At 42.8% G+C, this 25,910-nt stretch carries 30 protein-coding genes and 2 riboswitches; of the genes, 14 read left to right on the top strand and 16 right to left on the bottom strand.

Annotated features, from left to right (window positions below; translation table 11 throughout):
* Positions 1-23: 23 nt before the first annotated feature.
* A complete protein-coding gene (locus ACIQXR_RS07900) occupies positions 24-902 on the top strand; it encodes a dimethylarginine dimethylaminohydrolase family protein (RefSeq protein ID WP_402867697.1) in 879 nt (292 codons plus the stop codon).
* Positions 903-945: 43 nt separating this feature from the next.
* Here the strand turns inward: ACIQXR_RS07900 and ACIQXR_RS07895 are convergent, their stop codons facing one another.
* From ACIQXR_RS07895 to ACIQXR_RS07850, 10 genes are all read right to left on the bottom strand, one after another.
* Positions 946-1,449, bottom strand: a complete 504-nt coding sequence (locus ACIQXR_RS07895; protein WP_402867696.1) for a DUF1648 domain-containing protein — start codon at positions 1,447-1,449, stop codon at positions 946-948.
* 34 nt (positions 1,450-1,483) lie between these two features.
* Positions 1,484-1,882, bottom strand: coding sequence for a hypothetical protein (locus ACIQXR_RS07890; protein ID WP_402867695.1), 399 nt, complete (start codon positions 1,880-1,882; stop codon positions 1,484-1,486).
* A gap of 145 nt (positions 1,883-2,027) precedes the next feature.
* Positions 2,028-2,672, bottom strand: a complete 645-nt coding sequence (locus ACIQXR_RS07885; protein ID WP_402867694.1) for a HoxN/HupN/NixA family nickel/cobalt transporter — start codon at positions 2,670-2,672, stop codon at positions 2,028-2,030.
* 26 nt (positions 2,673-2,698) lie between these two features.
* Positions 2,699-3,514, bottom strand: a complete 816-nt coding sequence (locus ACIQXR_RS07880) for an urease accessory protein UreD (protein WP_402867693.1) — start codon at positions 3,512-3,514, stop codon at positions 2,699-2,701.
* Positions 3,511-4,128 carry an urease accessory protein UreG gene (gene ureG / locus ACIQXR_RS07875; RefSeq protein ID WP_402867692.1) on the bottom strand — a complete coding sequence of 206 codons (618 nt, stop codon included), beginning with the start codon at positions 4,126-4,128 and terminating at the stop codon, positions 3,511-3,513. Before ureG ends, ACIQXR_RS07880 begins: the two co-directional genes overlap by 4 nt.
* A gap of 49 nt (positions 4,129-4,177) precedes the next feature.
* Positions 4,178-4,864: an urease accessory protein UreF gene (locus ACIQXR_RS07870; protein WP_402867691.1), complete on the bottom strand. Its 687-nt coding sequence runs from the start codon at positions 4,862-4,864 to the stop codon at positions 4,178-4,180.
* Positions 4,857-5,303, bottom strand: a complete 447-nt coding sequence (gene ureE / locus ACIQXR_RS07865; RefSeq protein WP_402867690.1) for an urease accessory protein UreE — start codon at positions 5,301-5,303, stop codon at positions 4,857-4,859. The genes ACIQXR_RS07870 and ureE overlap by 8 nt, the downstream gene beginning before the upstream one ends.
* A 10-nt stretch (positions 5,304-5,313) precedes the next feature.
* Positions 5,314-7,023, bottom strand: coding sequence for an urease subunit alpha (ureC, locus tag ACIQXR_RS07860; protein WP_402867689.1), 1,710 nt, complete (start codon positions 7,021-7,023; stop codon positions 5,314-5,316).
* Positions 7,020-7,343: an urease subunit beta gene (locus ACIQXR_RS07855; RefSeq protein ID WP_402867688.1), complete on the bottom strand. Its 324-nt coding sequence runs from the start codon at positions 7,341-7,343 to the stop codon at positions 7,020-7,022. The genes ureC and ACIQXR_RS07855 overlap by 4 nt, the downstream gene beginning before the upstream one ends.
* Positions 7,344-7,355: 12 nt before the next feature.
* Positions 7,356-7,658: an urease subunit gamma gene (locus ACIQXR_RS07850; RefSeq protein ID WP_402867687.1), complete on the bottom strand. Its 303-nt coding sequence runs from the start codon at positions 7,656-7,658 to the stop codon at positions 7,356-7,358.
* Positions 7,659-7,893: 235 nt separating this feature from the next.
* On the opposite strand from ACIQXR_RS07850, the gene ACIQXR_RS07845 reads away from it, so the two are divergent.
* The 3 genes from ACIQXR_RS07845 (at position 7,894) to ACIQXR_RS07835 (ending at position 11,502) form a co-directional block, all read left to right on the top strand.
* Positions 7,894-8,349, top strand: coding sequence for a DinB family protein (locus ACIQXR_RS07845; protein WP_402867686.1), 456 nt, complete (start codon positions 7,894-7,896; stop codon positions 8,347-8,349).
* Between the two features lie 523 nt (positions 8,350-8,872).
* A complete protein-coding gene (gene asnB, locus ACIQXR_RS07840) occupies positions 8,873-10,777 on the top strand; it encodes an asparagine synthase (glutamine-hydrolyzing) (protein ID WP_402867685.1) in 1,905 nt (634 codons plus the stop codon).
* Positions 10,778-11,043: 266 nt separating this feature from the next.
* Positions 11,044-11,502, top strand: coding sequence for a DinB family protein (locus ACIQXR_RS07835; RefSeq protein ID WP_402867684.1), 459 nt, complete (start codon positions 11,044-11,046; stop codon positions 11,500-11,502).
* A gap of 47 nt (positions 11,503-11,549) precedes the next feature.
* Here the strand turns inward: ACIQXR_RS07835 and ACIQXR_RS07830 are convergent, their stop codons facing one another.
* The 4 genes from ACIQXR_RS07830 to ACIQXR_RS07815 all read right to left on the bottom strand — a co-directional run bounded on the left by ACIQXR_RS07830 (position 11,550) and on the right by ACIQXR_RS07815 (position 14,484).
* Positions 11,550-11,798, bottom strand: coding sequence for a transcriptional regulator SplA domain-containing protein (locus tag ACIQXR_RS07830; RefSeq protein WP_402867683.1), 249 nt, complete (start codon positions 11,796-11,798; stop codon positions 11,550-11,552).
* Positions 11,799-11,919: 121 nt separating this feature from the next.
* Positions 11,920-12,786 (bottom strand): Cof-type HAD-IIB family hydrolase, encoded by an 867-nt coding sequence (locus ACIQXR_RS07825; RefSeq protein WP_402867682.1) that lies wholly within the window; start codon positions 12,784-12,786, stop codon positions 11,920-11,922.
* Positions 12,787-12,915: 129 nt separating this feature from the next.
* Positions 12,916-13,269, bottom strand: a complete 354-nt coding sequence (locus ACIQXR_RS07820) for a YlbF/YmcA family competence regulator (protein WP_402867681.1) — start codon at positions 13,267-13,269, stop codon at positions 12,916-12,918.
* Between the two features lie 75 nt (positions 13,270-13,344).
* Positions 13,345-14,484, bottom strand: a complete 1,140-nt coding sequence (locus tag ACIQXR_RS07815) for a DUF445 domain-containing protein (protein WP_402867680.1) — start codon at positions 14,482-14,484, stop codon at positions 13,345-13,347.
* 138 nt (positions 14,485-14,622) lie between these two features.
* On the opposite strand from ACIQXR_RS07815, the gene ACIQXR_RS07810 reads away from it, so the two are divergent.
* From ACIQXR_RS07810 to ACIQXR_RS07785, 6 genes are read left to right on the top strand one after another with little or no spacing between them, the layout of a single operon-like run.
* The gene (locus ACIQXR_RS07810) at positions 14,623-15,972 is read left to right on the top strand and encodes a YheC/YheD family endospore coat-associated protein (protein ID WP_402867679.1); all 1,350 of its coding nucleotides are present in this window, start codon (positions 14,623-14,625) and stop codon (positions 15,970-15,972) included.
* A gap of 29 nt (positions 15,973-16,001) precedes the next feature.
* The gene (locus tag ACIQXR_RS07805; RefSeq protein ID WP_402867678.1) at positions 16,002-17,072 is read left to right on the top strand and encodes a YheC/YheD family endospore coat-associated protein; all 1,071 of its coding nucleotides are present in this window, start codon (positions 16,002-16,004) and stop codon (positions 17,070-17,072) included.
* Positions 17,073-17,075: 3 nt separating this feature from the next.
* Positions 17,076-18,443 carry a YheC/YheD family endospore coat-associated protein gene (locus ACIQXR_RS07800; RefSeq protein WP_402867677.1) on the top strand — a complete coding sequence of 456 codons (1,368 nt, stop codon included), beginning with the start codon at positions 17,076-17,078 and terminating at the stop codon, positions 18,441-18,443.
* Between the two features lie 50 nt (positions 18,444-18,493).
* The gene (locus tag ACIQXR_RS07795; RefSeq protein WP_402955655.1) at positions 18,494-19,636 is read left to right on the top strand and encodes a YheC/YheD family endospore coat-associated protein; all 1,143 of its coding nucleotides are present in this window, start codon (positions 18,494-18,496) and stop codon (positions 19,634-19,636) included.
* Positions 19,637-19,696: 60 nt separating this feature from the next.
* Positions 19,697-19,900, top strand: coding sequence for a YheE family protein (locus ACIQXR_RS07790; protein WP_402867675.1), 204 nt, complete (start codon positions 19,697-19,699; stop codon positions 19,898-19,900).
* 58 nt (positions 19,901-19,958) lie between these two features.
* Positions 19,959-20,150 carry a hypothetical protein gene (locus tag ACIQXR_RS07785; RefSeq protein WP_402867674.1) on the top strand — a complete coding sequence of 64 codons (192 nt, stop codon included), beginning with the start codon at positions 19,959-19,961 and terminating at the stop codon, positions 20,148-20,150.
* A 29-nt stretch (positions 20,151-20,179) separates the two neighbouring features.
* On the opposite strand, the gene ACIQXR_RS07780 is transcribed toward ACIQXR_RS07785, so the two are convergent.
* Positions 20,180-20,404, bottom strand: a complete 225-nt coding sequence (locus ACIQXR_RS07780; RefSeq protein ID WP_402867673.1) for a hypothetical protein — start codon at positions 20,402-20,404, stop codon at positions 20,180-20,182.
* A 228-nt stretch (positions 20,405-20,632) separates the two neighbouring features.
* A riboswitch (cobalamin riboswitch) is annotated at positions 20,633-20,834 on the bottom strand.
* Positions 20,835-20,925: 91 nt separating this feature from the next.
* Entirely contained in the window at positions 20,926-21,747 is an 822-nt protein-coding gene (locus ACIQXR_RS07775; protein ID WP_402867672.1) for an MBL fold metallo-hydrolase, read from the bottom strand.
* A gap of 326 nt (positions 21,748-22,073) precedes the next feature.
* A riboswitch (SAM riboswitch) is annotated at positions 22,074-22,183 on the top strand.
* Positions 22,184-22,252: 69 nt separating this feature from the next.
* On the opposite strand from ACIQXR_RS07775, the gene ACIQXR_RS07770 reads away from it, so the two are divergent.
* From ACIQXR_RS07770 to ACIQXR_RS07755, 4 genes are all read left to right on the top strand, one after another.
* Entirely contained in the window at positions 22,253-23,269 is a 1,017-nt protein-coding gene (locus ACIQXR_RS07770; RefSeq protein WP_402867671.1) for a methionine ABC transporter ATP-binding protein, read from the top strand.
* Positions 23,256-23,924 (top strand): methionine ABC transporter permease, encoded by a 669-nt coding sequence (locus ACIQXR_RS07765; protein ID WP_402867670.1) that lies wholly within the window; start codon positions 23,256-23,258, stop codon positions 23,922-23,924. The genes ACIQXR_RS07770 and ACIQXR_RS07765 overlap by 14 nt, the downstream gene beginning before the upstream one ends.
* Before the next feature lie 50 nt (positions 23,925-23,974).
* The gene (locus ACIQXR_RS07760) at positions 23,975-24,796 is read left to right on the top strand and encodes a MetQ/NlpA family ABC transporter substrate-binding protein (RefSeq protein WP_402867669.1); all 822 of its coding nucleotides are present in this window, start codon (positions 23,975-23,977) and stop codon (positions 24,794-24,796) included.
* 134 nt (positions 24,797-24,930) lie between these two features.
* A complete protein-coding gene (locus ACIQXR_RS07755) occupies positions 24,931-25,827 on the top strand; it encodes a PucR family transcriptional regulator (protein ID WP_402867668.1) in 897 nt (298 codons plus the stop codon).
* Positions 25,828-25,910 lie beyond the last annotated feature (83 nt).

The raw sequence follows: 25,910 nt of genomic DNA, 5'->3' as shown, positions 1-25,910 counted from the left end.
ATGATATGTAGAGGAGTTAATCCATGGCTAACAATCTTAATGAGGAACTCGATGCTTCCTGTACAAGTGAATACTCTATCCTTTCTCAGGTAATCGTCTGTGAACCAAGGTATATGGAAATACGCGAAGTCATCAATGAAACTCAAAAAGAATTTAAAGAGGAAAACATAGATAGGATACTAGCGATGAAACAGCATGCAAATTTTGTGACGGCACTTAGGAATGAAGGAGTAGACGTCATAAAACTACCACCCCAATCTACATATCCAGAACAGGTCTTCACAAGGGATATCGGCTTTACCATAGGTAATACCGTTTATGTTGCCGAAATGGCAAATGCGATACGTTCAGGAGAAGAACTATTATTGAAACTGTGGCTTGAATTAAATGAAATCCGTTATTTCAATGTAAGTAAAGGGAATATTGAGGGTGGTGATGTTATTCTTGATGGAAAAACGGTATATATAGGAATTAGCGATAGAACCAATGAGAAGGCCATTAAGGAACTACAAGGCCTATTACCCGAATACGAGGTCATACCGGTTCCTTTCGTTGAAAAGTATCTCCACTTGGACTGCATATTCAATATTCTTTCACCGACCGAGGCTCTCGTTTTCCCTGATGCCCTTACCAAGAAGGAACTAGACTTTTTAGGTTCACGTTACGATCTGATCGAAGTGAACGGAGATGAACAATTCACAATGGGCACGAATGTTCTTTCCATCGGAAATAAGAAATTGTTCAGTCTTCCTTGCAATAAAAAGGTCAACAATCAGCTTCGAGAACGGGGATATGAAGTAATTGAAGTCGATATAAGTGAAATCATCAAATCCGGTGGCTCTTTCCGCTGCTGTACGATGCCACTTTTACGTTCAAAAAGTAAGGTCACTGAACTCCGTTAAAAACAGGGTGTTTAAACCGGGTCTTCATCAAGGCAGACCCGGTTTATTTTGCATTACGGACCGATTGGGTTACAAAGAAAGCGACGGAACCTAAAAGCAAGATCAGGAAAATGGACAGAGCTAATGTTCCGAGGCCTTCTTCCTTCCCCATCGCCACATGAACCGATTCCCAACTCGTATACAGGAAAAAGAGGATGATCTCCACCTTCAAAAACAAACTCATCATTCGAGCATTTCTATATTGAAATGCAGCATTTTTTTCGGTTATTTCGATTGGGTAATTAAAAAGGTGCGGGACCCTCTCCAACAACGTCAAGCCAACCCATAAAAAAAGGCTGATGGTAGGAAGGAGCCAAATCAACGCTCTTCCTCCCCATCCATCCACTTCTCCTTTTCCATTAAAGTGAATCGGGACTTCGGCGGGTAATGTGTTCCATACACTGATTAAATAAACCAGGTTGATTACGATGAAGAGAAGTGAAACGATATCCATCATTTTCTCAACGCCCGTCTTGGGAAAATGTAAAACCGGATGTTTACTTTTCATGTTTTCCTCCCCCATTTCTTATAGTAAGAATCGGTTATTGTAGTAAGTCCAAGATGACAGCAGAGTCTTCTTCGTTTAATTGCACATACTTGTTTTGATCATCTTTCGTAACTTCCAGCGCATGTTCACCGGAACCCAACCACACAAAGTAAACAGGGATTTCATCCCCAAAGTTGCGATCATTAAAGTAGAAGATGAAGTCTGCTTTCCGGTCATCTTTCTCCATGGGATTTTCCTTCCACGTCACATTTTCCAAAATTTCTTTTGTTTTTACAGTCTTTTTCATATTTATGTTTTCTTTATAGGCTTCAAATCTATATGTATCTTTTCCTATTCGTTTTTGGATTGAAATACGTTCTTCCCTATCAGAACAACCCGAAGCAAACGGTAATGATACTAGGCATAGTGCAAATAAAATTAATCTCCACTTCATTACCTCCACCCCCTATGCAAACTACTTTCCCATATAGTCATTATACTCGTTAACTTATGGAAAATAATAGGATTGTTTAAGCTAAAAGAGGAAAAAACCCCCAAGCTGATTGCCTGAAAGTTTCCGACTCGAATATTTGAGTAAATCAACCAAACCAAATCGTAAATAGCTGTTCATTCACACCAAGGTTATACATATAATAAATTCCGAAAACCGTACTGACGACACCCGTCAACCGAACGAGAGAGCGATTCGTTTTTTTTGAGGAAGCGCTAGTCACAAACGGAATGCTCAATATGGTCGTAAACAAGAGCATGCCTAAACAGGTCCCCACCCCAAAAACAATGATATATAAAGCTCCCTGCCAGGCAAAGTCTATCGTGCCCATCGTAAGAAGGACCATCGCGGCACTTCCGGCAAGTCCATGGACGACCCCAATGAACATCGATTTCAGGTAGGTATTTCTTTCAAAATGGTCATGTTCATGAGCATTCTTCCAGGAAAAAATCGTGGTCATTCCTAGATACACCAACATGATTCCCACAAGAAACTCGAGTGACATTGCCCAAGCTTCCGGTATCTCATCTTTCAACAGGATCAGGACGACACCGAAAACCAGGAGTGTCAGTGTATGACCAATTCCCCAAAACACCCCGGCGAGCGACGACCTCCAGATTTTCTTGCTTCGGCTGGCAATGGTCGAAACAGCGATCACGTGATCCGGTTCAAGAGCATGCTTGATGCCTAATAAAAATCCGATTCCTAAAACTAGCAATAAACTCATTTCCATACCACTCAATCCCGTCTATTAATAAGTTAGTATTTACGGTAAAACACAACATCTTTCTGCAATGCAAGGCTCCGTAAAAGATTCTCGGAAACGGCGAATATTTTCTCGATTAACTGAGTTTGATTCGCCAATACCCTTACCATCAGTCCTCGTATAGGCAATCTCGAAAAACCGATTCTTGCCTTTTGCCCGAAATCAGATAGCGATTCTTCTAATTGCGTAATCATGTCCTCACTTAGCCCATCATGTATGAACAATAATGAACCAAAATGGCTGTATCCTTCCAATAACAAAATGGATTCCATCTGATCGGATGGTTGCAATAATACATGATCCATAATCAGCCTTTTCCCATCATAAAACACATTCATTTTCGAACGAATCCAATCGTATGTAAAATCCTTGCCACTCTTGGACCATCCCGGGGTGAAGATATCCGTGAGCAGTAGCCCTGACCCTTTATCCATATGTATGGTCGTATCTTGTATATACCGTGCACCTTCATATGCAATCAACGGGTCCTGAACATAGGTGAGGAAGCTTCCCTTTCTTAATACCATTTCAGTCTCCTGCCTTGCCGGTTCTCCCGTAGTTTTATATACCTTTGTCGCAGACTGGGTCGTCAACGTCAAATGTGCTCCTTCTTCTAAACAGAAAAACTGTTGGTAGCAATCACCTCCGACATAACCACCCCCGACATGAATGAGAAAGTAGGTGGGTGAAGTTTCATCCAGAAAAACAGGACGGGACAGTTTGAAAGCTCCCTCATGATAACTGTCCTTCACAATCGTCCGCCCCTTTTTCAGTACTGACGTCAAGCGGATGCTACCGGTCCAATTCATTGCTCTAACCCTATGAAAAAGGCCTCGGATTTAATCCAGTTCACCACATCCTCTAATCCTTTTTCATCTTTTAAATTCGTAAAAAAGAAGGGCTTATTTCCGCGTGTTGCCAATGTATCGCGTTCCATCACTTCAAGACTAGCTCCAACGTAAGGGGCCAAATCCGTTTTATTAATGATGAACAAATCCGATTTGATCATCCCTTGTCCGCCTTTTCGCGGGATTTTCTCCCCTTGGGCCACATCTATGATATAAATCGAAAAATCCACGAGCTCCGGACTAAATGTGGCTGCTAAATTATCACCGCCGCTTTCAACGAAAATTAAATCAAGATCAGGATGAAGGTCCTCCAATTCATCAATCGCCGCGAAGTTCATCGAAGCATCTTCCCGAATCGCCGTATGCGGACAGCCTCCCGTTTCCACCCCGATGATTCGATTTTCAGGCAACACACCGTTTTTCATGAGAAAAAGAGCATCTTCCTTCGTATAAATATCATTCGTGACGACGGCCATGCTGAAATCATTTGCCATTGCCCTCGTCAACTTTTCGACGAGCATCGTTTTCCCGGCACCAACCGGGCCACCTACACCAATTTTCACAACCTGCTTCATCATAATCGGTTTGTCCCTTCTAAGAGCAAACCTGTCACCTCTTTTCTATTCAACTCATAAATAGCCTTACATGCAATTGCTCATGCCTCATTTGGGAGATTTCCAAACCCGGTAACGTCCTCCCAAGCTCATCCTCTGTCATTTCCTTGATTACTACCACCGCTGTTTGTATGATGCCATGTGTCCATAACAACAGTGATTGTCCAGCGGTCTGTCCTAACGGGATTCCTCTGACTGCATTTTGAATAAGGGAAGAAACGGCCGCATACAGGCAAGCTGTGATGGCCATGTCTACGGAAATGCCAAGTTCCGTACAAACAAGTGCAAAGACGATCGCAGGATGACCGTAACATTTCTTTTCTTTGATTTTGATTAGATAGATCGACAACATATCGGATGGGTACAGTGTCATACAAAGCTTTGCCATCTGCTGCCCAATCCTTCTTGAGGCTTCCCTTGATTCTTTGGCAGAACAGCTCGCAAATAGCTTTTCATCCAAATCCCAAATCCCTTCCTCATCTTGATCCAGGATGAGTTCATAGGCGATACGGCAACCCAGGCCATCGGTATAAGATAAGGACTTCAAGATATAGACATTTAAAAATTCTTTGAAAGAGTGCGCATCATGAATCTTCTCTTCCTGTATATAGGTCTCCATCCCAAAGGAGTGGGAAAACGAACCGGACGGAAAATTCGAATCACAAAGCTGGATGAGCGGAAACAACCGTTCATTCATGAGAATGTCCGATATGACGGAATGCCTGCTTTACCTTTCTTTTCTCACGGCGAAAGGGAATGCCTTGCTCTGCAAGCAGCTCTTCAACCAGATAATCATATTGAACCAGCATTTCATCCCCCTCAAATTGTGCCGGCAAATGGCGATTCCCCAATTGATGTGCGATATTGCCCATCTGCCCGACGGATGTAGGCGCGATGGTTAAGATATCGTCATCAATCGTCTGAACCACGATCATATTCTTTTCATCCATATACAAAATATCGCCATCCATTAACTCTTTGTTTTCCTTGAGCCTTATTCCAATCTCATTGCCATGATCCGTTTTCACACGTTGAATTCTTTTTCTTAAAGCATCGCTTTCTAGAAAAACCCGTTCCGTATGTTTTGGTTTATTTTGAATGGACTCAACGTTTCCTATCACCTTTTCGACAATCATGCTATTCACCTCAGAATAAAAAGTATCGCTGCGCCATTGGCAGGTCTTCTGCCGGCTCACACGTAATTAAATCACCGTCGACCGTCACTTCATATGTTTGTGGATCCACTTCGATGACGGGTGTTTCCCCGTTTAACTTCATGTCTTTCTTTGTAAGATTCCGGATATTCGAGACGGTTTTCACAATTTTCTTCAACCCGATTTCCTTATGGATTCCCGCTTCATAAGCAGCCTTAGATAGAAAGGTGATGGATGTACCAGAAACGGCTTGCCCAAAACTCGCAAACATCGGACGATACAAAACCGGTTGTGGGGTCGGAATGGAGGCATTGGGGTCTCCCATGATGCTGTGTGCAATCATGCCCCCTTTTACGATCATATCCGGTTTCACTCCAAAAAAGGCCGGGTCCCACACGACCAAATCTGCAAATTTCCCTTCTTCCAATGATCCGACGACATCGGAGATTCCATGGGTGATGGCTGGATTAATCGTATACTTGGCGACATATCGCTTCACACGGAAATTATCGCCATCCCCTTTCTCCTCCATCATCTTTCCCCGTTGTTTTTTCATTTTATCCGCCGTCTGCCATGTCCGCAGGATGACTTCTCCCACCCGGCCCATTGCCTGAGAATCCGAACTGATCATGCTGAAGACGCCTAAATCATGGAGAATGTCTTCAGCAGCTATCGTTTCCTTCCTTATCCGGGAATCGGCAAAGGCGATATCCTCCGGTACGGAGGGATCCAAATGATGGCATACCATCAACATGTCTAAATGCTCTTCCAGCGTATTGATGGTATACGGGCGTGTCGGGTTCGTCGAAGAAGGCAAAATATTCGGATAACTAGCCACCTTAATAATGTCCGGGGCATGTCCGCCACCCGCTCCCTCGGTATGATAGGTATGAATCACACGGCCCTTGATGGCTTCAATCGTATCCTCGACAAAGCCCCCTTCATTAAGGGTATCGGAATGGATGGCTACCTGGACATCATATTCATCCGCAACGGACAAGCTTGTATCGATGGCAGCTGCCGTGGTCCCCCAATCTTCATGCAATTTCAGCCCGATGGCCCCAGCCTTGACCTGCTCGATGAGTGGTTCTTTTGCCGAGGCATTGCCTTTTCCCAAAAACCCGAAATTCATGGGGAAATGTTCAGCCGCCTCAAGCATTTTATGGATATTCCAGGCTCCCGGTGTACACGTCGTGGCATTCGTTCCGGTTGCCGGTCCTGTTCCTCCGCCAATCATCGTCGTGATTCCACTCGATAACGCCGTCTCAATTTGCTGGGGTGCAATGAAATGAATATGTGCGTCAATGCCTCCCGCGGTCACGATCTTTCCTTCGGCGGCGATGATTTCAGTCGCCGCACCAATCGTCATGGTCACCCCATCCATCAATAGGGGATTTCCTGCTTTACCGATTGCCGCAATCTGCCCATCCTTCACCCCGATATCCGCTTTATAGATGCCCGTATAATCGACGATGATTGCATTCGTGAAGACAAGGTCCATGACCCCTTCCCTTTCAGCTGTTGGATGCTGTCCCATCCCATCACGTATGACCTTTCCCCCGCCGAACTTCACTTCATCTCCATATCTAGTGAAATCTTTTTCTATTTCTATGAAAAGCTCTGTATCTGCCAGTCTGACTAAATCCCCGGTCGTCGGACCGAACATGTCGGCATATTGCCTCCGTGACATTTCATGACTCATCCTTCACCCTCCACATCAAGCGGTCCGTTCGTTCGATTGCTTAATCCGTACACTTCCCTTTTGCCGCCAAAAGGAATCAGCTCCACTTCCTTTTCATCGCCTGGTTCAAAGCGGACCGCCGTTCCCGCAGGAATGTTCAACCGTTTCCCATAGGCTTCTTCACGAGTAAATTCCAACCCGTTGTTCACTTCATAAAAATGAAAATGGGAGCCAATCTGAATCGGTCGATCTCCCCGATTGATGACAGAAATGCCTGTCGCAAGCTTCCCTTCATTGCACACAATCGAATCTCTTTTCAAGATATATTCACCTGGTATCATGCCCCAGCCTCCTTACTGAATTGGATTATGGACCGTCACAAGCTTTGTTCCATCCGGAAACGTCGCTTCCACTTGAATATCGTGGATCATCTCCGGGATCCCCTCCATTACATCCTCACTGGATAGAATCATCCGGCCAAATTGCATAAGCTCCGCAACAGAGCGTCCATCCCGTGCCCCTTCCATGATTTCATACGTGATCAAGGCAATGGACTCCGGATAATTCAATTTCACTCCTCTCTCTTTTCTTCTTCTAGCTAAATCCGCTGCAACCACGACCATTAATTTCTCCTGTTCCCTTGCCGTTAAACGCATGACTTCTCTCCTTCTATCATTCTAAAAGAACTGATTTACAAACGAGTCAACCCACATATATAACACAGAAATGTAAGATTTTATAACATATTCTCATTATAAATAATTTTCTGACAATTTCAAGAAGAAAAATGAAAAACGTAAAAACCCTTTCACTCAAACTTGGTGAATATCCATAACCTTGTTATACTTTTATTTAGAAGAAATTTTCTAACAAGATGTGGAGGAATATAAATTGAATTACATAAAAAACCAGTTAAAAGTCACCCGGAGCAGTTTACTAAGTGAAATCAAGGGATTATCGCCAGAGTTTATGGATGTCCAGCCTTCAGGATTCAACAATACGATCCATTGGCACCTTGGTCATGTATTGAGTGCAGCGGAAAAATTCTTATTGGACTCTCCAAATGGCAGTAACCTACCTGACAACTATGGACAACTATTCGGATATGGTTCAAAGCCAGCTGACTGGCCAGAGGATGTCCCATCCACTGATACACTGAAGCTACAGTTAGAGGAGCAACTCGATCGCCTTCTTGCGATTCCAGAAGAAAAATATGCTGATAAAGTGGAAAATCCATTCAAGGGGATGGAAACAGTGGAGGACTTCATTAGCTTTGTCGTCTTACACGAAACGAATCATATCGGACAAATTCATGCGATGAAGCTTCTCGTTCAAGCTTCTAACTGATAACTCTAAAGCCAGGCACACCGATTTTCCAGAAAATCCGGGCGCCTGGCTTTTTTATGTTATGGTCATCAAAGCAAATCGATGGATCGACTCCCTCCGACCATCCCATTCACAATTATTTTCCCCAAGCCCATGTCGATCTTCACGATAAGAAGCCGTTCTATTTTAACCCTTTCTATTATAGAAACCACAAGCACGCGTCATGAGGGAGACTTACTCCTCGTTACGTTTCCTTCATACTCCAGACATAAAGAGCCAAAAGTATACACCAAAACGAAATTTATCCAGCACGTGATGTATAAAAAATGGTGAAACGGTTGAAAAATGTAATTTCTTCCATTATAATGATGAGATTGTTTGTAATAATATTTAATATCAGGATAAAAATGTATGTATTTTCAATTTTCTTCAATCTCCTCTTCCCTCGAATGTAATGTAGATGAACTACTGTCAGTCATGGATCATTCCTAAAAAAAACGAGAATCAGAGATTAATACTATTAAGTAGGTAGGTGACCCCCAAAATGTGTGGATTTGTTGGTTGTATGCATCAAAAACCCAATCAAATGAATATAGACATGAAAGATCAAATAAATAAAATGAATACGCTTATTACACATAGAGGTCCGGATGATGAAGGTTATTATAATGATGCGTATGTCAATTTTGGTTTCAGACGACTCAGTATCATAGGAATCGAAAGTGGACACCAGCCCCTTTCTTATGAAAATGATCGGTATTGGATCATCTTCAATGGTGAAATCTATAACTATATAGAATTACGCGAAGAACTAATCCAAAAAGGTTATGAATTTACTACCGAATCGGACACAGAAGTCATCATTGCCCTGTTCAGTGACCAAAAGGAACGTATGGTGAGCAAATTAAGAGGCATGTTTGCTTTTGTCATCTGGGATAAAGTGGAGCAATCGATATTCGGTGCCAGAGATCAGTTTGGCATCAAGCCCTTCTTTTACTCAGAACAAGAAGAATTAACTTATTTTGCTTCAGAAAAGAAGAGTATTCTTCTAGCGATGGAAGGAAAGATAGATTCCGACTCCTTACAGCACTATCTTAGCTTTCAATATGTACCTGAACCCGATACGATGACAAGCCAAATTAAAAAACTAGCGCCAGGCCATTGCTTCACGAAAAAGCCAGGTGGCAAGATGAATATCAGCCGATATTGGGCACCGACTTTCAAACCGATGGACCTATCCGAAACACAACTTTCCAAGGAAATTCGTGATGTTTTAATAGATTCGGTGAATGTGCATATGCGAAGTGATGTACCGGTGGGATCGTTCCTATCCGGAGGCATTGATTCTTCGATCATCGTTTCCCTTGCCAAGGAGGTCAACCCCAAACTAAAAACGTTCTCTGTCGGTTTTGAACGGGATGGATTCAGTGAAGTCGACGTGGCGAAAGAAACAGCCCACGCCCTTAATCTAGAGAATATCAGCTATATCATTTCGCCTGAGGAATATCTTGCTGAACTCCCTAAAATCATTTGGCACATGGATGACCCACTGGCAGACCCAGCGGCCGTCCCTTTATATTTCGTGGCTCGTGAAGCCAGAAAACATGTAAAAGTGGTATTATCCGGTGAAGGGGCGGACGAGCTTTTCGGTGGTTATAATATCTATAGGGAACCTCAATCATTGAAAATGTTCAACCATATCCCGAATCCGATCAAACACCTGTTAAAAGTGATGAGTAGGATTTTACCGGATGGAGTGAAGGGGAAAAACTTCATTGAACGTGGTGTCACCCCTTTGCAAGAGAGGTACATCGGTAATGCAAAAATATTTGAAGAAAGTGAAAAGAAATCATTGCTTTCGGAATATAAACCAAACTTGGGCTATACGACCGTGACTGATCCCATTTACAATCAATCCAGATCATATGATGCCGTTACGAAAATGCAGCATTTAGATATTCTTACTTGGCTGCAAGGAGACATTCTGTTGAAGGCCGACAAAATGACGATGGCTCACTCTCTTGAACTACGCGTTCCTTTCTTGGATAAAGAAGTGTTTAATGTCGCGACAAAGATTCATTCAGAGCAAAAGATCAAAAACAATACGACTAAATATATACTTCGTAAAGCAGCCGAGGGGATCGTCCCTGACCATGTATTAAATCGGAAGAAATTAGGCTTCCCTGTGCCTATCCGCCATTGGTTAAAGGATGAAATGTATGATTGGGCCAACAATTTGATTCGTACTAGCCCCACAGATTATCTTTTAAATAAAAAAGCGATTTTTGACTTGATGCAGGAACATGTCGCTGGCAAAAAGGATAATAGCAGGAAGTTATGGACCATCATTGTATTTATGATTTGGCATCAAATTTATATAGAAAATGCTTATGATTTTAACGATTTAGGTGAGAAACAAGAAAACAAAAAACAAGTTGTACTTACTTAATCGTTCATTCATAGCTATTCAACCTATCCCTATCAAGGCTTCGTCCGAGCCTTGATAGGGATATTTTCATTTATATTGATGCACGATAACAAAACGCGGCGCCCCACCTCTTATCAGAAATAAGAAAAGCACGCTAATGCATCACTTGATTTAATTCATAAATAGATTATCATTAGAAAGACTGAAATCTCATTACAAGCTGACAAGCGTACCATTGTCGTTGGCGGTGGACGTTTTTATTGCGACAACTAGAAGGAGCTACTAACATGAACCCATTACAAAAACGTTTTTCCCTAATTAGAGGTAAGTTCTTCGAGAGGGTCATCGACCGGATTACCCCTGAACTGACAGATATTCAACCCGAAGGATTTAATAATAATATTCACTGGCATCTTGGCCATACATTATTTGTAACGGAAAAGTTCTTGCTTGACCATCCTACAGCAGGTAACTTGCCCGCCAATTACGCTGAATTCTTTGCTCAAGGAACCAGTCCTGCTGATTGGACGGATGAAGTCCCTTCTGTTGAAGTATTAATTGAGCAATTTAAAGAACAGCTTGATCGTCTTCTTGCCATTCCTGAAGAGCGTTTGGCCGAAAAACTCGAAGAACCATTCAAAGGGTTCGAAACATATGGGGAAATGGTGAACCTTGCCCTCTTCCATGAAACTTACCATATGGGCCAAATTCATGCGATGCTACGTGTGATTCACGCTGCAAAATGACATAAACAGAAGCCCCCGCTATCCTAAGCGGGGGCTTCTTACTTTTCTCATGTCAATTGATCATTAATGAAATTACTATAGGCTTGTTCCGCAGCCGCTTCTGATGAAAATAATGCATCATCATCTTCAATCGTATGAAAGGTATCGTTCAGGAATAAAGCGACTGCATTAGGATCTTTCGGATGCTGCACAATTTCTGCAGCCCTTACGTTTGAAACTGAGGGAACGTGCGGATTATTATAAATGACAAACACCTCATCGCCAACTTGTACTTCTTTTGCATTAATAACGTCCATTACATTCTTCCTTTCCTTAGGGATTTACTTAGTTTACGGATAATGAACGAAATTATTTATTGGAAAGATAAACCTGATCAACAAAAAAAGAACCCTCCATGATGGAAGGGAGCAGCATCTTTCACTTGAGCATATTCATCTTCTGTAAGAATCCAATCGGGTGCTGCTTGCGGAAGAACTCTTTCAACATATAGGCAATCCCGTCATCATCGTTCGAGCGGGTGACCCATTTGGCAGCTTTTTTGACTTCAGGGTCCGCATTTCCCATGGCAACACCCAAACCTGATCCCGCGATCATCTCTATATCATCCAGTCCGTCCCCAATCGATACGATTTCGGTCCGCTTCACGCCTAAATGATCCGCTAAATACAAAACGCCACTCCATTTTGAAACACCTCTCGGAACGATTGTCAGCCTGTGCCCAGGATTTGTAGTCACTTCAACTTCCGGAAACATGTCTTTTACCAGTTTGTGCATTTCCACTTGATCTTTCTGCTCAGTAAATATGATATCAACTTTTGTCGGGGACATAGGATGATCCATAAGCTCTTCGCTTATGTCATCCACATAGTTTTGGGCATAAATGTTTTGGTCATTCGTATACATGACCGTTTTACCGAGTAAGTTTTCCGGGAGATTAACTCGATTGCCAAGGGAGTACTTTTCATGATGGAGCATTATTTGGGAATTGGTCTTCTCCAGCATTTGCACGAGTTCCACGGTCAATTCTTCTGACATTCTTTTTACCATGATGGGTTTCTCGATGGATGCACCGACAAAAGCTCCGTGTTGGGCAACAATCATTGGATTTATTTTTAGGGCTTTGGCCACTTTTTTGGCAGAATGGTAGTTTCTTGACGTTACAAGTGCAACATGGACACCCTTATCGTGAACATACTCAATGGCCTCTTTGGTCGATTTATTTAAACGGCCATTGGACTGAAGCAATGTTCCATCAATGTTAACCGCTAATAGACGATATACCATGTAGATCTCCCCCATCTGTAATATCCTCTTTCAAATTTATGACTAAAATTTGTAGAGTAGAACAGGATCAGTTTGTCTTTCTTTTTCAAAAAAACTCCTTCGCCATAAGGCAAAGGAGTTTTTTTGGTATTATTGCTGTTCAGCTGGGCCGTATAAATCTTCTAGTGGCTTCATGATGATTTTGTTAAGGTCGGCAATGACCATGCTCATCCGTTGTTCCGCTTCCATCAATTGAGAAATCGTTGGGTTCTGTTGAACAAGTTGCACAGTTTTTTGAGCTTGTGCCACTTCTTCGGGATCAATTTCCTGCCCCATCATTTGCTTTTGTTGCAATGTCATCTGCAAGTTACGGAAGTTTTCGAACATCCCTTTCGTAGCTGGGTCTGAATTGACTAAATCATATAACCGTTGCAAGTCTGCATATTCATTGCTTGATCGAATCGCTTTTTCCATTTCATATGCTGCATCATACACGTTACTCATAAAATTTTCCCCTCCCGGTAATCATTGTATTCCTACACCTTTCCCACTATAACAAATCCCTTTACTAATTACACGTCATCCTAATAAAACGGTCACAAATCCTTGGAATAGACCGATGATCCCACCAAGCAGGGCACCTAGATATGTGATCATCGATAATTCCTTCTTAGTGATGGAGACAACCATTTGCTCCAATCGTGAAACGGAAAAGGAAGATACCTGTTCCTCCACGATATCATCCAAATGCAGTCGTTGGAAGAGTGGCTGGAAATGGACAATTAAATAGTCCGCGGCTTTTTCAACAAAAATCGGAACGCCTTTGTTGACGATGGTATCCGCAAAACTAGCCGTCAGTTCACGAACCGGTTTTTCCATGATGGAAGCGACCGGAATCCATTCTCCCGTTTTTTCTGTAATCAGCGTGCGGATCGTGTCTTTTCCAATTAACCCTTCCACTTTCTCCATATCCCATTTTTCAAGGTTTCTCAACTCTTTTTCCATCATGACCGATAATAAGTCGACTGTCCGGGATTGATCAAAGAATTTAATGATCTCAGGCTGAATCTTATCGATTAACTTTTCATTTCCGATAAACATTTGAATCAAGTTAATCATTTTTCCTCGCTCTTTGAAAAAATCATCAAGCATTTCTTCGAGTCGTCCCTTGCCATCGGCACTGTTGAAGTATTCTTTCCCCTTCGTTACGATATATTTCGAAATGTCCGGGATTGATTTCACCGCTTTTTGCTGGATATTCAAAGGAATGATGTCTTGTAGACTCTTTCCTCGGTTTTCCGCTGCCCATGTTTCGTATTTACCAAGGACGAATGTCTGTAAACGCTGTTCCATTGTCAGGGAAGAATTCTTCATCCCCAATTGGTCCAACAGTTGTGCCGTACTTTTTTCCGTGGACAACGCCTTCTTCACTTCTGACTGTACGAAAATCTTCATATTCTTTATAGAGGCATCATTGATAACCTTACTTTGAATGCTCTCGGGTGTGATTAAATGTTCGACGACCAATTTCCCTAACTGCTTGGCTAACTCATCCTGCCGCTTCGGAATTAAACCCGGTGTCAACGGCACCTGCTTTCCAAAAATAAATATGGGCTTATAGGGTCTGAACAGCATGCGGATTGCCAATAAATTGGTGAACCCTCCTATGACTGCACCGACAACGACCATAAACAGTATTTTTACCCACAACTCATCCATGATGTTTTTCTCCTTTTATTGCTTGAAATAGGGGCTATATGACACGTTCTACTTTGAAAAACATAGAATGTGATATCCACTTTTGCCCATCATTTAATTATAAAAGGATATCAAACTTAGTGCAAACGGGGAATTATTATGACCTTGAAATACCAAAAAGTTTTTATTACGGTAAATTCAGCTGCTACAAGAAAGAAGGCACTGTTGTTTGTCGAAGAAAAACTATTTCAGGAATGGGACCTTCAATATGGAGAACCTCTTACTCTCATTGCCGGACGGCGTTCTGTCCCGGTACTTGTCCAAACATTCGCCTCACCGGAATCCACCATAAAGATCTCACATGATACGAACCAATTCTTATCTCTGCCTCCCTTCTCGGGGCCGGTCTCCGTTTCCTTTCATGCAGAGGAGAGAACGTTGCAAATAGCGCCTTTCCTTGCCGTCCTCATTAACCAGGGGCCCTTGCAGAGCGGCACATTCGGTGAAATGGAACCATTTTATCAGGAGATGATAGCCTATTGTAATCAAAAAGGCTTTCCTTTCTTTTTGGCAAAACCACAGCCACTTGCGGACGGGATCCTTACAGGATATTGGCCAGGGGCGAATGGGTGGGAGACCCTTGAGCTCCCCATTCCTGATGTGTTTTACAATCGGATCCACTCCCGGAAGGTGGAAGGAACACCACTATTCGAAAACTTTTCGACGGAATTGAAATCCCTTGCCATTCCCATGTTCAACGGGCGGTTCCTTTCCAAGCATGATGTGCATGAGCTTCTGCTCTCAGATTATATCCTGCTTCCACATTTACCCGAGACGGTGATGTTTAATGAACAGGAACCCTTCATGACATTTTTAGATAAGCATCCAGTAAGCTATCTAAAGCCCTCGACAGGCAGTCAGGGGCGGAATATCTGCAAGCTGACCGAATCATCGGGCAGATGGGTAATCGAGCATGCCGGAACAGAAAACAATATCCATACTATCGAAACGAAGGAGAAATTATTCTCAGCCTTGAAAAAGTTTTGCCGGAATCAAGCTTACATCCTTCAAAAGGGGATTTCCTTATTCGAGATCGATCAGAAATTAGTGGATTTCCGCATCCTGCTTCATAAAAACGGACAGCATCAATGGAAGGTCACCTCCATGGTTGCACGAATCGGGGATTCGGGAAATATCGTTTCCAACCTCGCACAAGGTGGTGTCATGAAGAACGGTTTCGACTTTTTAAAAGAGATCGTGGATCACCAAGAAGCCAAACGTTTATATCAAAGCCTCATCCGTTTAGCCAAGAAGACGGCAGTTGCGCTTGATGACAACCATCCGGAATTATTCGGGGAGCTGGGTATCGATTTAGCCCTTGATAGTAACAAGCATCCTTGGATCATAGAAGTGAATTCGAAGCCCTCAAAAAAATTCCAAGGTACCTATGAAACATTCCGGCCATCTGTAAAGTCGATTATTGAGTTTATGTATGCGATAAATGAGTGAAGACCATCCATAAAAGGAGTTGCTGGCACGTGTTAATAGGGCTAATGTCCACGAAAGATACACAAGAAAATCATTATTTCACCGAGCTAGCCAAGACGGCTAAAACCCTTGGCATGAATGTTTGTAAGTTCGTACCGGAAAATATGGACGTTGATTCGAAGAAAATCAAGGGCGAGCGCTTTGATGGGGAAAAAGAAGTTTGGCTTCCTGCTTCACTTGACCTTCCTGATTTTGTATATGACCGTTGTTTTCATGGCATTTCCCGTGAGCACAATGATATACGTGAGAAAATAAATTGGTTAAAAGAAAACTCGAATTTTCTTGGGCTTGGCCTCCCTGGCAAATGGGATGTTTACCGAACATTGAAAACCAATCCCCTGCTTCAAGCCTTTTTCCCAGAGACGGAGCGGGTCACGACACCTGAGCAAATAATCGAGCACATGGAACGCCTGGAAAAAATCATCATTAAGCCCGAGTTTGGATCAGGCGGTCTTGGCATTTACCTTCTGACGAAAACTAAGGAAGGCACAACCGTGTCCATGACCAAAAAAGGAACGAAATATGACCGCCAATTCGAATCAAAATCGCAACTGAATAAATGGCTACAGCACTTATTAACTCGCTATAGTTACCTATGTCAACCTTATTTAGAATTGAGCAACCAGAAGAACGAACCATTCGACTTACGGATTTTGCTTCAGAAAAACGAAAAAAACCAGTGGCTGGAACGGGGGCGGGGCATTCGTCTTGGGAAACAAGATCATATCACTTCCAATCTGACGACTGGCGGAGAGGCCTTATCGCTTGAAGACTTCATGAAAAAGAATCCTGATTCCATCCCGGTAACCGTCGAACAAACCATCCAGCATATCCTCCGGACTCTCCCTGTGGAGACGGAAGGCGCTTTTCAAAGGCTATTCGAACTTGGAATCGATTTAGGCATCGATAAGGCGGGGAAAATTTGGATCTTGGACATTAACTCCAAGCCCGGAAGAAAAATCATCCAAACACTCCAACCAGAGTCCATGAAAGAAATTTATCAAGCCCCGTTCAAATATTGCCAATATTTATCCGAACATCTTCTGAAAGCAGGTGAATGACCCATGCGAAAGACATACCCTGCAGAGATTGCCAACATCCCCGGCCACGTCCTTTTTTATCCGTCTGACCTTGGGGAACTGGGGGATATCGAATTAATTTATTTTGGGCAGCATTCCTGCCCTGCAGCCGTCAAGCCAAATCCAGCCATCAAGCAATCAATCGTACTCTCGAATAGTCTTGCAGATTCTTTGATGTTCAACGAGATCGATACTCCCCTTCATTTATTTATATACGGGAAGAGCCTTCATATCGGCCCGCTCATTGGAATTTTCTCATCAGGCTTCACAGGCATTTCCAATAAACCGCTTGGGGAACGTTCCGGCTTTTTTTCGAAATTACTTTCTCTCAGTCAAACAACCGGTTGTATCCCCTTTGTTTTCGGTGAGAATGTCATCAATTGGGATCAAGAAACGATTAAAGGATATGTATATGAGAAGGAAAACTGGCAGATCAACGAATTCCCTTTTCCCAACGTCGTATATGACCGGCTTCCCAACCGAATGACGGAAAACCGTGAGGGGCCAAAGGAAGTGAAGCAAAAGTTCCAAAAGGAATATAAGATTCCTTGGTACAATCCTGGTTTCTTCAATAAATGGGATGTTTACGAACGGTTGAATGCGGATGATCGGGCTTTGCCATTTTTACCGGAGACCTACCCTTTTCAATCTCTATCCGTCGTCGAGACGCTTCTGTCGCATTATCGCCAAGTCTATATCAAACCCATTCATGGTAGCCTTGGCCTCGGCATTCATCAAATTCTGTATGATAAGCATGAAAATGTCTACTATTGCCGGTATAAAAATGAGGAACAGGAAAACAAATTACAAAAGTTCTCCACACTCGAATCCATCCTCAAACATGTATTTCATAATCGACCGCTTGAGAACCTGATCGTTCAACAAGGCATCCCGTTAATCCGCTCTTCAAAGCGGCCAGTGGATTTCAGGGTCCATACGAACAAGGACAGCAATGGGGTTTGGCAAGTGACGGCCATCGCCGCAAAAGTTTCCGGGGCTGGCAGTGTGACGACCCATATTAAAAGCGGCGGGGTCATCAAGACGGTTGCCGAACTATACGGAGATGACGAAGAAGCTAAACGGATCGAGGAAAAGCTATCAGAAGCCGCTCTTATATTAAGTGAAAGCATCGAGGAGCACCTAGATGGCATCATAGGAGAAATCGGCTTCGATTTCGGATTGGATAAAAAAGGGCAAGTATGGATGTTCGAAGCTAATTCTAAACCAGGCCGTTCTATCTTTTCCCATCCAAAGTTAAAGGAATTTGAACTTTTAACCAGGAAGCTCAGCCTTGATTATGCCATTTATCTTACCGAACAGACGATTTCACAAACGATTGGTACACAGAAATGAACATTTTTTATGATGTTCCCTCTGAGAGATGGAGCCATAACGAGGAAGATATGCAGCTATATGCGGGAGCCGCGAATGAGGAAATCCCTTTTAAGCAGGACACCCAGGATCAGGCACTTTTTCCGATTACTTTATTTCCGGGAAACCGGGTGCTAGTCGTTGGTATCTTGACCTCTCTAGATCCAAAGAAGGAATCAGGTATAGGGGGGAATTTGACACTTTTTCAGAATTTATCTCAATATTTATCGAATCATGGGATATTGGCCTATGTATTCACGGTTGAATCCTTGCTTTCCAACTACATGAAAGGCTTCATCTTTTCTTCACAAACGAACACATGGAATGAGGTAAAATTACCACTGCCCGATATCGTTTATAATCGCATTCCCAAAAGGGGATTCGAAGCATCGGAAAGTTTTCAAGAACTCCTTTCCTTTTTTAAAGAACATCGCATCACTTTATTCAACCCTCATTTTTTGGATAAGTACTTGATGTACGAAGCATTGACGGAAGATGGATCTCTAGCCCGCCATCTTCCATCGACCATAGACCTATCCGACCCTACCCAACTAGCGGACTTCTTACATTTCCACAAACATATTTATTTGAAACCATGCAAAGGAAGCCAAGGTAAGGGCATCTACACCCTGCTAGAAAAACCTGATGGCACCCTCCAATTCAATAGCCTGAAACATCAGGAATTGTACCCTGATTTCTCCGCGTTTTGGGAAGCCAATAAGGCGTCGCTCAAAAAGAGGGGGTATCTGGCCCAACGAGCGGTCATTCCAAAGAAACTGAATGGACACCGATACGATTACCGTATTCTTGTTCATTATGAAAATGGGTTTTATAAAGTGACCGGCAAGGGCGTGAGGATGTCGCAAACCCAGGAAATCACAACCCATACGCCAAGGGGGGGAAAGCTTTTTCCCTATCAGCAGCTACAAACGAGGCCGTTAAACAGGAAGTTGGCGAACATTGCGCAAAGATGTGGAATCATCCTCTCCAGGAAGTTTGGCTTTCTTGGGGAATTCTCCATTGATATCGGGGAAGATACATCCGGTGCTCTATTCATTTATGAAGTCAATTCAAAACCCATGCAATTTGATGAAGAGGAAATTGAAGCGAGCCGCCTACTACATTTAAAAAACCTGTTCATTGAATTAACTTTTCCGAATCACATAAGAAAATAACCTCCATCCTGCTTTTTCCATTATAATGAAATGAGAAACAGCGATATGGAGGTTATACATATGATTACGCATTTTCAATGGAAGCCGTTGCACAAGAATTTACCTGGCTGGAAGATTTCCTTTTACTTCAATAAATTGGCCGTCCAAGCCCTCTATCATAAAGATGGGTCCATTGAGTGGTTAACCAATCCGCCTGTAGAGTCAGAGGAAGAAAAACTCAAGGGCATGATTCATGATTTAATGGTGTACCACGTGTACGACTAAATAGAATAAAGAATCCCTCTTTGGCTAACACTAATAAAAAGCCAAGGAGGGAGTTCATTTGGATAAAGAAAAGATTACATTTCTGAAGGATACCGAGTATGACGGTAAGGATTCTGTATATCTCGATATCGATCGTATCATCAATGAAGGACTTGCTGGCGGAAACGTCTATGAAGCCGCGGACACCTTGAACATTGAGGAAGCCCATGACTTTCATGATGAAACGGAACCGAACATCAATAAAGATTGAAAACAAGAGCTTCCCTTATGGGCGGCTCTTTACTTGATTTCTTGATAGCCGAATATTTCTAGATTCACTTGGCTAAAGGCTCTTTCAAGATTTGCTTCGTATTCTTTCCTATCTTCTACGTTTTTGCCATGAACCTGGATTTCCTCAATCAAGCTTGCTCGGCAATCATCTAAAGATATCATTTCTTCCACACAAAAGTTACGCATGATTTGCGCTTTTAAATAGTCCGTAAAATGCTCAACTGTACCAAACAATGATATGGCCCCCTATGATAGCTGTCCTGTCTAATTAACAGGATTCTTTTTGAATGTTGTCCAATATGGACTTGTAAAAAACAAAAAACAACTTCCCATTCAGAAGTTGTTAGAGTGCAAACGAAACATAACAAAAATGACCATGATTCCCCATTTTTCTACAAAAATAAGAAAGCATGTTCTTGCTAATTTTTCGCACTTAACACCCCCTATCCTCGTAGGTTTCTGGCGTTGTGCTAAAAACGGGCAGGTCTCCTGGCTCATGATCATCGCTTTTCGAACCTTCCCATCTTTTCTTGCAAAAAAGACAGTGGCATTCCTTCGAATCGCTCTCATTTACAGTTGCGGGACAGCGTCGGATTCTAACCGACTTCCCTTTTAAGCAGATAAGCTACATGTTCTTATCTGCACCCATTTCTAGACGAAATACTATTTTTCAGTTTAACTGTATCAAATTTTCACTAGGATTACAATGAGGCTCCCGCCTTGTTCTTCGACCCTATCCCCCATCCTCTTATTCATCATTTCTTCCTTTCCTCTGAATACAACCTACTCTCTTTCAGTATCGATGTAATGATATGCTCCGAATCCCATTCATGACCGGATATCTCGATAAGCGGATACCGATTAGGCAACACGTTTTGCTGAATTTCATGGACTTCCAATCCTTGATCATGCAAACGCAAAATTTCACCGCGCAGATTTTCCAAGTAGCTGAGCTTTCTTTCAAACATTTCCTTCCCGTTCGGGACATACCCGGCGTGGCAGCAAAAGACCTCTACAAAATCATACCGAAGCAGTTTCTTGATGGATTCCATGATGAACGGAATTGATTCCTCCCTTAAAACGAGCTTTGTTTTCGGCGTTACAAACAGGTCACCCGAAAACAGCATGCCATTACTATGATTCAGGTAAACCATATGGTCCCTCGAATGCCCTGGTGTAAAGATTGGCTCCCATGTTTGAGTGCGTGAATGGACGACCCCTCCCAATGGTTCTGCCTTGAAGGCATCCCTGTCTCCCCAAAAAACTCTGCGGTAATCGGGATATTCGGCATCCTTTGCACAAATATCGAGGGACATCGGATGAATATAGATGGGGACGTTCCTATGTTCCTGTATCCATGCGGCCCCACCCGTATGGTCTTCATGATAATGCGTCAGCGCCACCATATCATAATCAGCGGTTTCAAAGAATGGAGTAAGTTCCTTCAACAAGATTTTTGCCCCCGTATCAACTAACATGCCATCGGTTAAGAACACATTCACGCTCATGCCTGATTTGTTTCCTTCCGGTGTCCCTTTTACGCAAACCACATCGTTTATCGTTTTCATTTCCAGCATGACTTTCCACCCCAATCATTTTTTTGGAAAACCTCATCATCCTTTATTTTCTAATTCACTTACAATAAATGTATTATCTCTCCATACTTTTTACAAGTATAATATTTTTTCTAATGATGGGAGTGATCAAAGTCCATATTCTTACGCAGACAGGCCATGTAAGATCCGGGACGTTCCGTGTAACTTAGCAAATGGCCACTATAATCTGGGCAAGTAGATCATTCGATTCATAATCTTGATAAAATTCAAAAAATAATTGACATTACTGTATTTAACAAATAATATAGATTATATTAAAAAAATAATAAAATACTAAAATAGTAATTAACTTATCAAGAGTGACTGAGGGACCAGGCCCTATGACGTCCGGCAACCGCCCCAAATCGGGAATGGTGCCCCTTCCTGCAGAATGAAATACCATTCTGAAAGATAAGACGGGATATAATTTCGCTGCCTCTTTCTGAATGATAGAGGTAGCTTTTTTATGTATAAGGAGGATAGCATCATGATTGAAATTCGTTCAGTTCGAAAGGAATATATCTCGAAGAATACCCGAGTTATCGGAGTGGATAATGTATCTTTAACCATTCAAACGGGAGAGGTTTATGGGATTGTCGGGTATAGCGGCGCGGGAAAGAGTTCATTGATTCGCTGTCTGAATCTTCTTGAGCGTCCGACCAATGGTAGCATCATCATCGATGGCGTCGACTTAACAACCTTATCAAGCCAGGAGCTTCGCAAACAACGCCAGAAAATCGGCATGATATTTCAGCATTTTTCCCTAGTCAGTTCCAAAACGGTTTTTGACAATATCTCCTTCGCCTTGAAAGCCGCCCATCAACCAAAGGAGGTCATTACCAACCGCGTTCTAGAGCTTTTGGATATCGTTGGCCTTCGTGATAAAAAAGATGTTTATCCGGCTCAACTCAGTGGCGGACAAAAACAGCGGGTCGGCATTGCACGGGCCTTAGCGAATGACCCTACCGTCCTATTATGTGATGAAGCGACATCAGCCCTTGATCCAACCACAACGAAGTCGATCTTACAGTTGTTGAAAAAGATCAATAAAGAACTGGGCATCACCATCGTGTTGATCACCCATGAAATGGAAGTGGTCAAGGAACTGTGCCATCGTGTCTCCGTCATGCAAGATGGACGAATTATCGAAGATGGCCCTGTTTATGAAATATTTTCACAACCCAAACAAGAACTGACTAAGCAGTTCATCAGCAGCGTATTGGATTTTGAACTTCCTCCCCACCTTATTAGGGAAAACAAAGGAACGATTATCAAAATACAATTTGAAGGGCAAACCGCTGGTGAATCGATACTCTCGGATACTCTACAAAACTATTCTGTCAGAGGGAATATCCTGCACGGGAAAATTGAATATATCCAGGATGTCCCTCTAGGAATCTTGATCATCGAATTGATTGGTGAGCCTGAAGAAGTGCAAGTAGCCCTTGAATACATAAGAAGCCGGACCCAATCCGTGGAGGTGTTAAATCATGTCACTGCTTGATTCCATCATCAATATTTTGCCTGACCTTAATAAAGCCTTTCTGGAAACGATTTATATGGTCGGAATTTCCCTTGCGGTTGCCCTCCTGATTGGACTGCCTCTAGGAGTGTTGCTGTTTACGACGACCAGAAATTTGTTCTTTGAACATATCACGTTGAATCGGTCCCTCGGTTTCGTGGTCAATCTAGTCCGCTCGATTCCGTTTATCATTCTTTTAGTCGCTTTGCTTCCTTTAACCGAATTCCTTACCGGGTCAACAATTGGACCGCTAGCGGCTTCCGTTTCCCTATCAGTCTCCGCCATACCTTTTTTCGCTAGGATCGTAGAATCTGCATTGAGGGAAATAGATAAGGGAGTGATTGAAGCCGCGATTGCCGTGGGCGCTTCCCCATGGATGATCATCAAGGATGTGCTTCTTCCTGAAGCAAGGCCTGGAATCATCCAAGGCGTGACATTAACGACAATATCACTCATCGGCTTCTCGGCTATGGCAGGAACAATCGGCGGAGGAGGAATCGGTGACCTCGCGATTCGTTTCGGCTATTACCGTTATGACAACACGATCATGATCACAACGGTGGTCGTTCTGATCTGTCTTGTCCAAATCATCCAAATGATAGGCGATAAGGCCTCTCACTATGTAAACAAACGATAAGATTCATGAATGTTAACGATGACACTACATTAAACAAGGAGGAATTTTTCGTGAAAAAAATCACTTCATTATTATCTATATGTGCATTAGCCCTTGGGTTGTCAGCTTGCGGAAATGACGATGCGACAACTAAAACGGAGGGCAAAAAAGAATTAAAAATTGGGGCAACGACTGGCCCTTATGCCGACATGGTGATAGAGGCCATACAACCCGGACTTGAAGACCTTGGCTACAAAGTGGACATCGTCGAATTCAGTGATTATATCCAGCCGAATAAATCACTTGGTAATGGTTCGATCGATGCCAACCTCTTTCAGCATAAAGTGTATATGGATAATTTCGCAAAGGAACATGATTTAGAACTCTCTGACCTTATTATTGTTCCAACGGCACCGATGGGCATTTACTCCACGGAATACAAATCATTGGCCGATATTAAAAATGGTGCGACCATCGCCGTTCCCAATGACCCAGTCAACCTCTCCCGTGCACTTAAAGTTTTATTGGATGAGGGCCTGATTGAAGTGGATCCGGATGTTGACCCATTAAGAATATCCGAGAAAGATGTAACAAAGAATCCGAAGAACATTCAATTCGAACCACTGGAATCGGCACAATTACCTCGTGCAACGGACAGTGTTGACCTATCGGCCGTTCCTGGTAATTTTGCGATTGCCGCCAAAATGGACCTTCAAGATGCTCTTGCTTTAGAAAACATGCCAGATACGTATCGCAATGTCGTGGCTGTAAACACTAAGGATAAAGACGCCCAATTTGCAAAAGATATCAAATCAGTTGTAGAAAGTGCCGAATTTGAAAAGGTGATTGATGACAAGTTCCAAGGCTTCGGTAAACCTGATTGGATGAAATAAGGAAACAGCAAGTATGGGTCTGCTCCTGTCTGGGGCAGGCCTTTACTGATTAACAATACCTATGAACGCAGTCATTGTTTTCTTTTCCGCTTTGCCCTTTTTGGATATAATGGAATGGAAAGAAGGTGAACATGATGCTTAATAAGCTTAAACATACATTCCCGAACTCCCTTTCAGATAAAAAAGATGCACAGGACATCTCGGCATATTTCTGGTTGGAAGATCCATTCGGCCATACAATTGGCATTCCCCGCTCAGACATATCGGCGGAGGAAATCCGTTTGCTTACGCTACTCTTTGACACTCCATCACTCCAAAGTCCAAACACCTCCACTACCCAAACTACTTGGAATGATTTTTTATTTGGGCCGCGTGCCTCCCAGCCCCTAACGAACTGGGAGAATGTCCGGTTCACCTACTTTAACCTAGCCCATGGGGATTTTTCACACGATCATTTCGAGGAAGCGATTCTCTCATTCGTACCATCCGATTCCATCCTGGTCTGGGAGAATGAAACGGCGGGAACCTTAATTGAATCAGACATGGATGAACCCTTATCGACGCATGATTTTCTCGCCATCTCATCCACACTCGAGAGTGACTTTTACGTGAAGATCAGGGTCTATGCCGGTCGATTTCACCCTGTCGATGCGGACCTTCATCACCATCTGATACAAGAGAGAAAATGTTTCACACTTTCTTTGCTCCATCTATCCGATGTTAAGGTGACGGAATTACCCAATATTATCCCCTACGCACTCATGAATGCCTGTACTGACATGGATAAAAGATGGTACATCAATGAATTGCTTGGCAAGACGCGGCAGGATCATGAATTGATCAAAACGGTTAAAACGTATATCGAATGTAATTCCAACGCCTCATCGGCAGCTAAACAACTTTATATCCATCGGAACAGCCTGCAATACAGGATAGATAAATTCGCTGAAAAAACAGGACTGGATGTACGGAATTTCCCGCATGCTTTGGCTGCCTACCTCCTCATTCTCTTAAATGAGCAAAAAGGATAATTATCCCTTTTGTGCAGTGTGCCCATATTTATTTCAGCATTGATAGAGTAGACTATAAATATCATTACGAATTTAGGAGTTTA

It is taken from the genome of Peribacillus sp. NPDC097224, from assembly GCF_044761985.1.
In the GTDB taxonomy this organism is placed as follows: domain Bacteria; phylum Bacillota; class Bacilli; order Bacillales; family DSM-1321; genus Peribacillus.
The sequence above is the reverse complement of the archived record's forward strand: the minus strand, read 5'-3'. Positions and strand labels throughout refer to the sequence as shown.

What these genes read in the sequence shown, in the direction of transcription:
- ACIQXR_RS07900 (WP_402867697.1), top strand. Translation starts at nt 24, where the DNA reads ATGGCTAACAATCTTAATGAGGAACTCGATGCTTCCTGTACAAGTGAA.
- ACIQXR_RS07895 (WP_402867696.1), bottom strand. Translation starts at nt 1,449, where the DNA reads ATGAAAAGTAAACATCCGGTTTTACATTTTCCCAAGACGGGCGTTGAG.
- ACIQXR_RS07890 (WP_402867695.1), bottom strand. Translation starts at nt 1,882, where the DNA reads ATGAAGTGGAGATTAATTTTATTTGCACTATGCCTAGTATCATTACCG.
- ACIQXR_RS07885 (WP_402867694.1), bottom strand. Translation starts at nt 2,672, where the DNA reads ATGGAAATGAGTTTATTGCTAGTTTTAGGAATCGGATTTTTATTAGGC.
- ACIQXR_RS07880 (WP_402867693.1), bottom strand. Translation starts at nt 3,514, where the DNA reads ATGAATTGGACCGGTAGCATCCGCTTGACGTCAGTACTGAAAAAGGGG.
- ureG (WP_402867692.1), bottom strand. Translation starts at nt 4,128, where the DNA reads ATGAAGCAGGTTGTGAAAATTGGTGTAGGTGGCCCGGTTGGTGCCGGG.
- ACIQXR_RS07870 (WP_402867691.1), bottom strand. Translation starts at nt 4,864, where the DNA reads ATGAATGAACGGTTGTTTCCGCTCATCCAGCTTTGTGATTCGAATTTT.
- ureE (WP_402867690.1), bottom strand. Translation starts at nt 5,303, where the DNA reads ATGATTGTCGAAAAGGTGATAGGAAACGTTGAGTCCATTCAAAATAAA.
- ureC (WP_402867689.1), bottom strand. Translation starts at nt 7,023, where the DNA reads ATGAGTCATGAAATGTCACGGAGGCAATATGCCGACATGTTCGGTCCG.
- ACIQXR_RS07855 (WP_402867688.1), bottom strand. Translation starts at nt 7,343, where the DNA reads ATGATACCAGGTGAATATATCTTGAAAAGAGATTCGATTGTGTGCAAT.
- ACIQXR_RS07850 (WP_402867687.1), bottom strand. Translation starts at nt 7,658, where the DNA reads ATGCGTTTAACGGCAAGGGAACAGGAGAAATTAATGGTCGTGGTTGCA.
- asnB (WP_402867685.1), top strand. Translation starts at nt 8,873, where the DNA reads ATGTGTGGATTTGTTGGTTGTATGCATCAAAAACCCAATCAAATGAAT.
- ACIQXR_RS07835 (WP_402867684.1), top strand. Translation starts at nt 11,044, where the DNA reads ATGAACCCATTACAAAAACGTTTTTCCCTAATTAGAGGTAAGTTCTTC.
- ACIQXR_RS07830 (WP_402867683.1), bottom strand. Translation starts at nt 11,798, where the DNA reads ATGGACGTTATTAATGCAAAAGAAGTACAAGTTGGCGATGAGGTGTTT.
- ACIQXR_RS07825 (WP_402867682.1), bottom strand. Translation starts at nt 12,786, where the DNA reads ATGGTATATCGTCTATTAGCGGTTAACATTGATGGAACATTGCTTCAG.
- ACIQXR_RS07820 (WP_402867681.1), bottom strand. Translation starts at nt 13,269, where the DNA reads ATGAGTAACGTGTATGATGCAGCATATGAAATGGAAAAAGCGATTCGA.
- ACIQXR_RS07815 (WP_402867680.1), bottom strand. Translation starts at nt 14,484, where the DNA reads ATGGATGAGTTGTGGGTAAAAATACTGTTTATGGTCGTTGTCGGTGCA.
- ACIQXR_RS07810 (WP_402867679.1), top strand. Translation starts at nt 14,623, where the DNA reads ATGACCTTGAAATACCAAAAAGTTTTTATTACGGTAAATTCAGCTGCT.
- ACIQXR_RS07800 (WP_402867677.1), top strand. Translation starts at nt 17,076, where the DNA reads ATGCGAAAGACATACCCTGCAGAGATTGCCAACATCCCCGGCCACGTC.
- ACIQXR_RS07795 (WP_402955655.1), top strand. Translation starts at nt 18,494, where the DNA reads ATGCAGCTATATGCGGGAGCCGCGAATGAGGAAATCCCTTTTAAGCAG.
- ACIQXR_RS07790 (WP_402867675.1), top strand. Translation starts at nt 19,697, where the DNA reads ATGATTACGCATTTTCAATGGAAGCCGTTGCACAAGAATTTACCTGGC.
- ACIQXR_RS07775 (WP_402867672.1), bottom strand. Translation starts at nt 21,747, where the DNA reads ATGCTGGAAATGAAAACGATAAACGATGTGGTTTGCGTAAAAGGGACA.
- ACIQXR_RS07770 (WP_402867671.1), top strand. Translation starts at nt 22,253, where the DNA reads ATGATTGAAATTCGTTCAGTTCGAAAGGAATATATCTCGAAGAATACC.
- ACIQXR_RS07765 (WP_402867670.1), top strand. Translation starts at nt 23,256, where the DNA reads ATGTCACTGCTTGATTCCATCATCAATATTTTGCCTGACCTTAATAAA.
- ACIQXR_RS07755 (WP_402867668.1), top strand. Translation starts at nt 24,931, where the DNA reads ATGCTTAATAAGCTTAAACATACATTCCCGAACTCCCTTTCAGATAAA.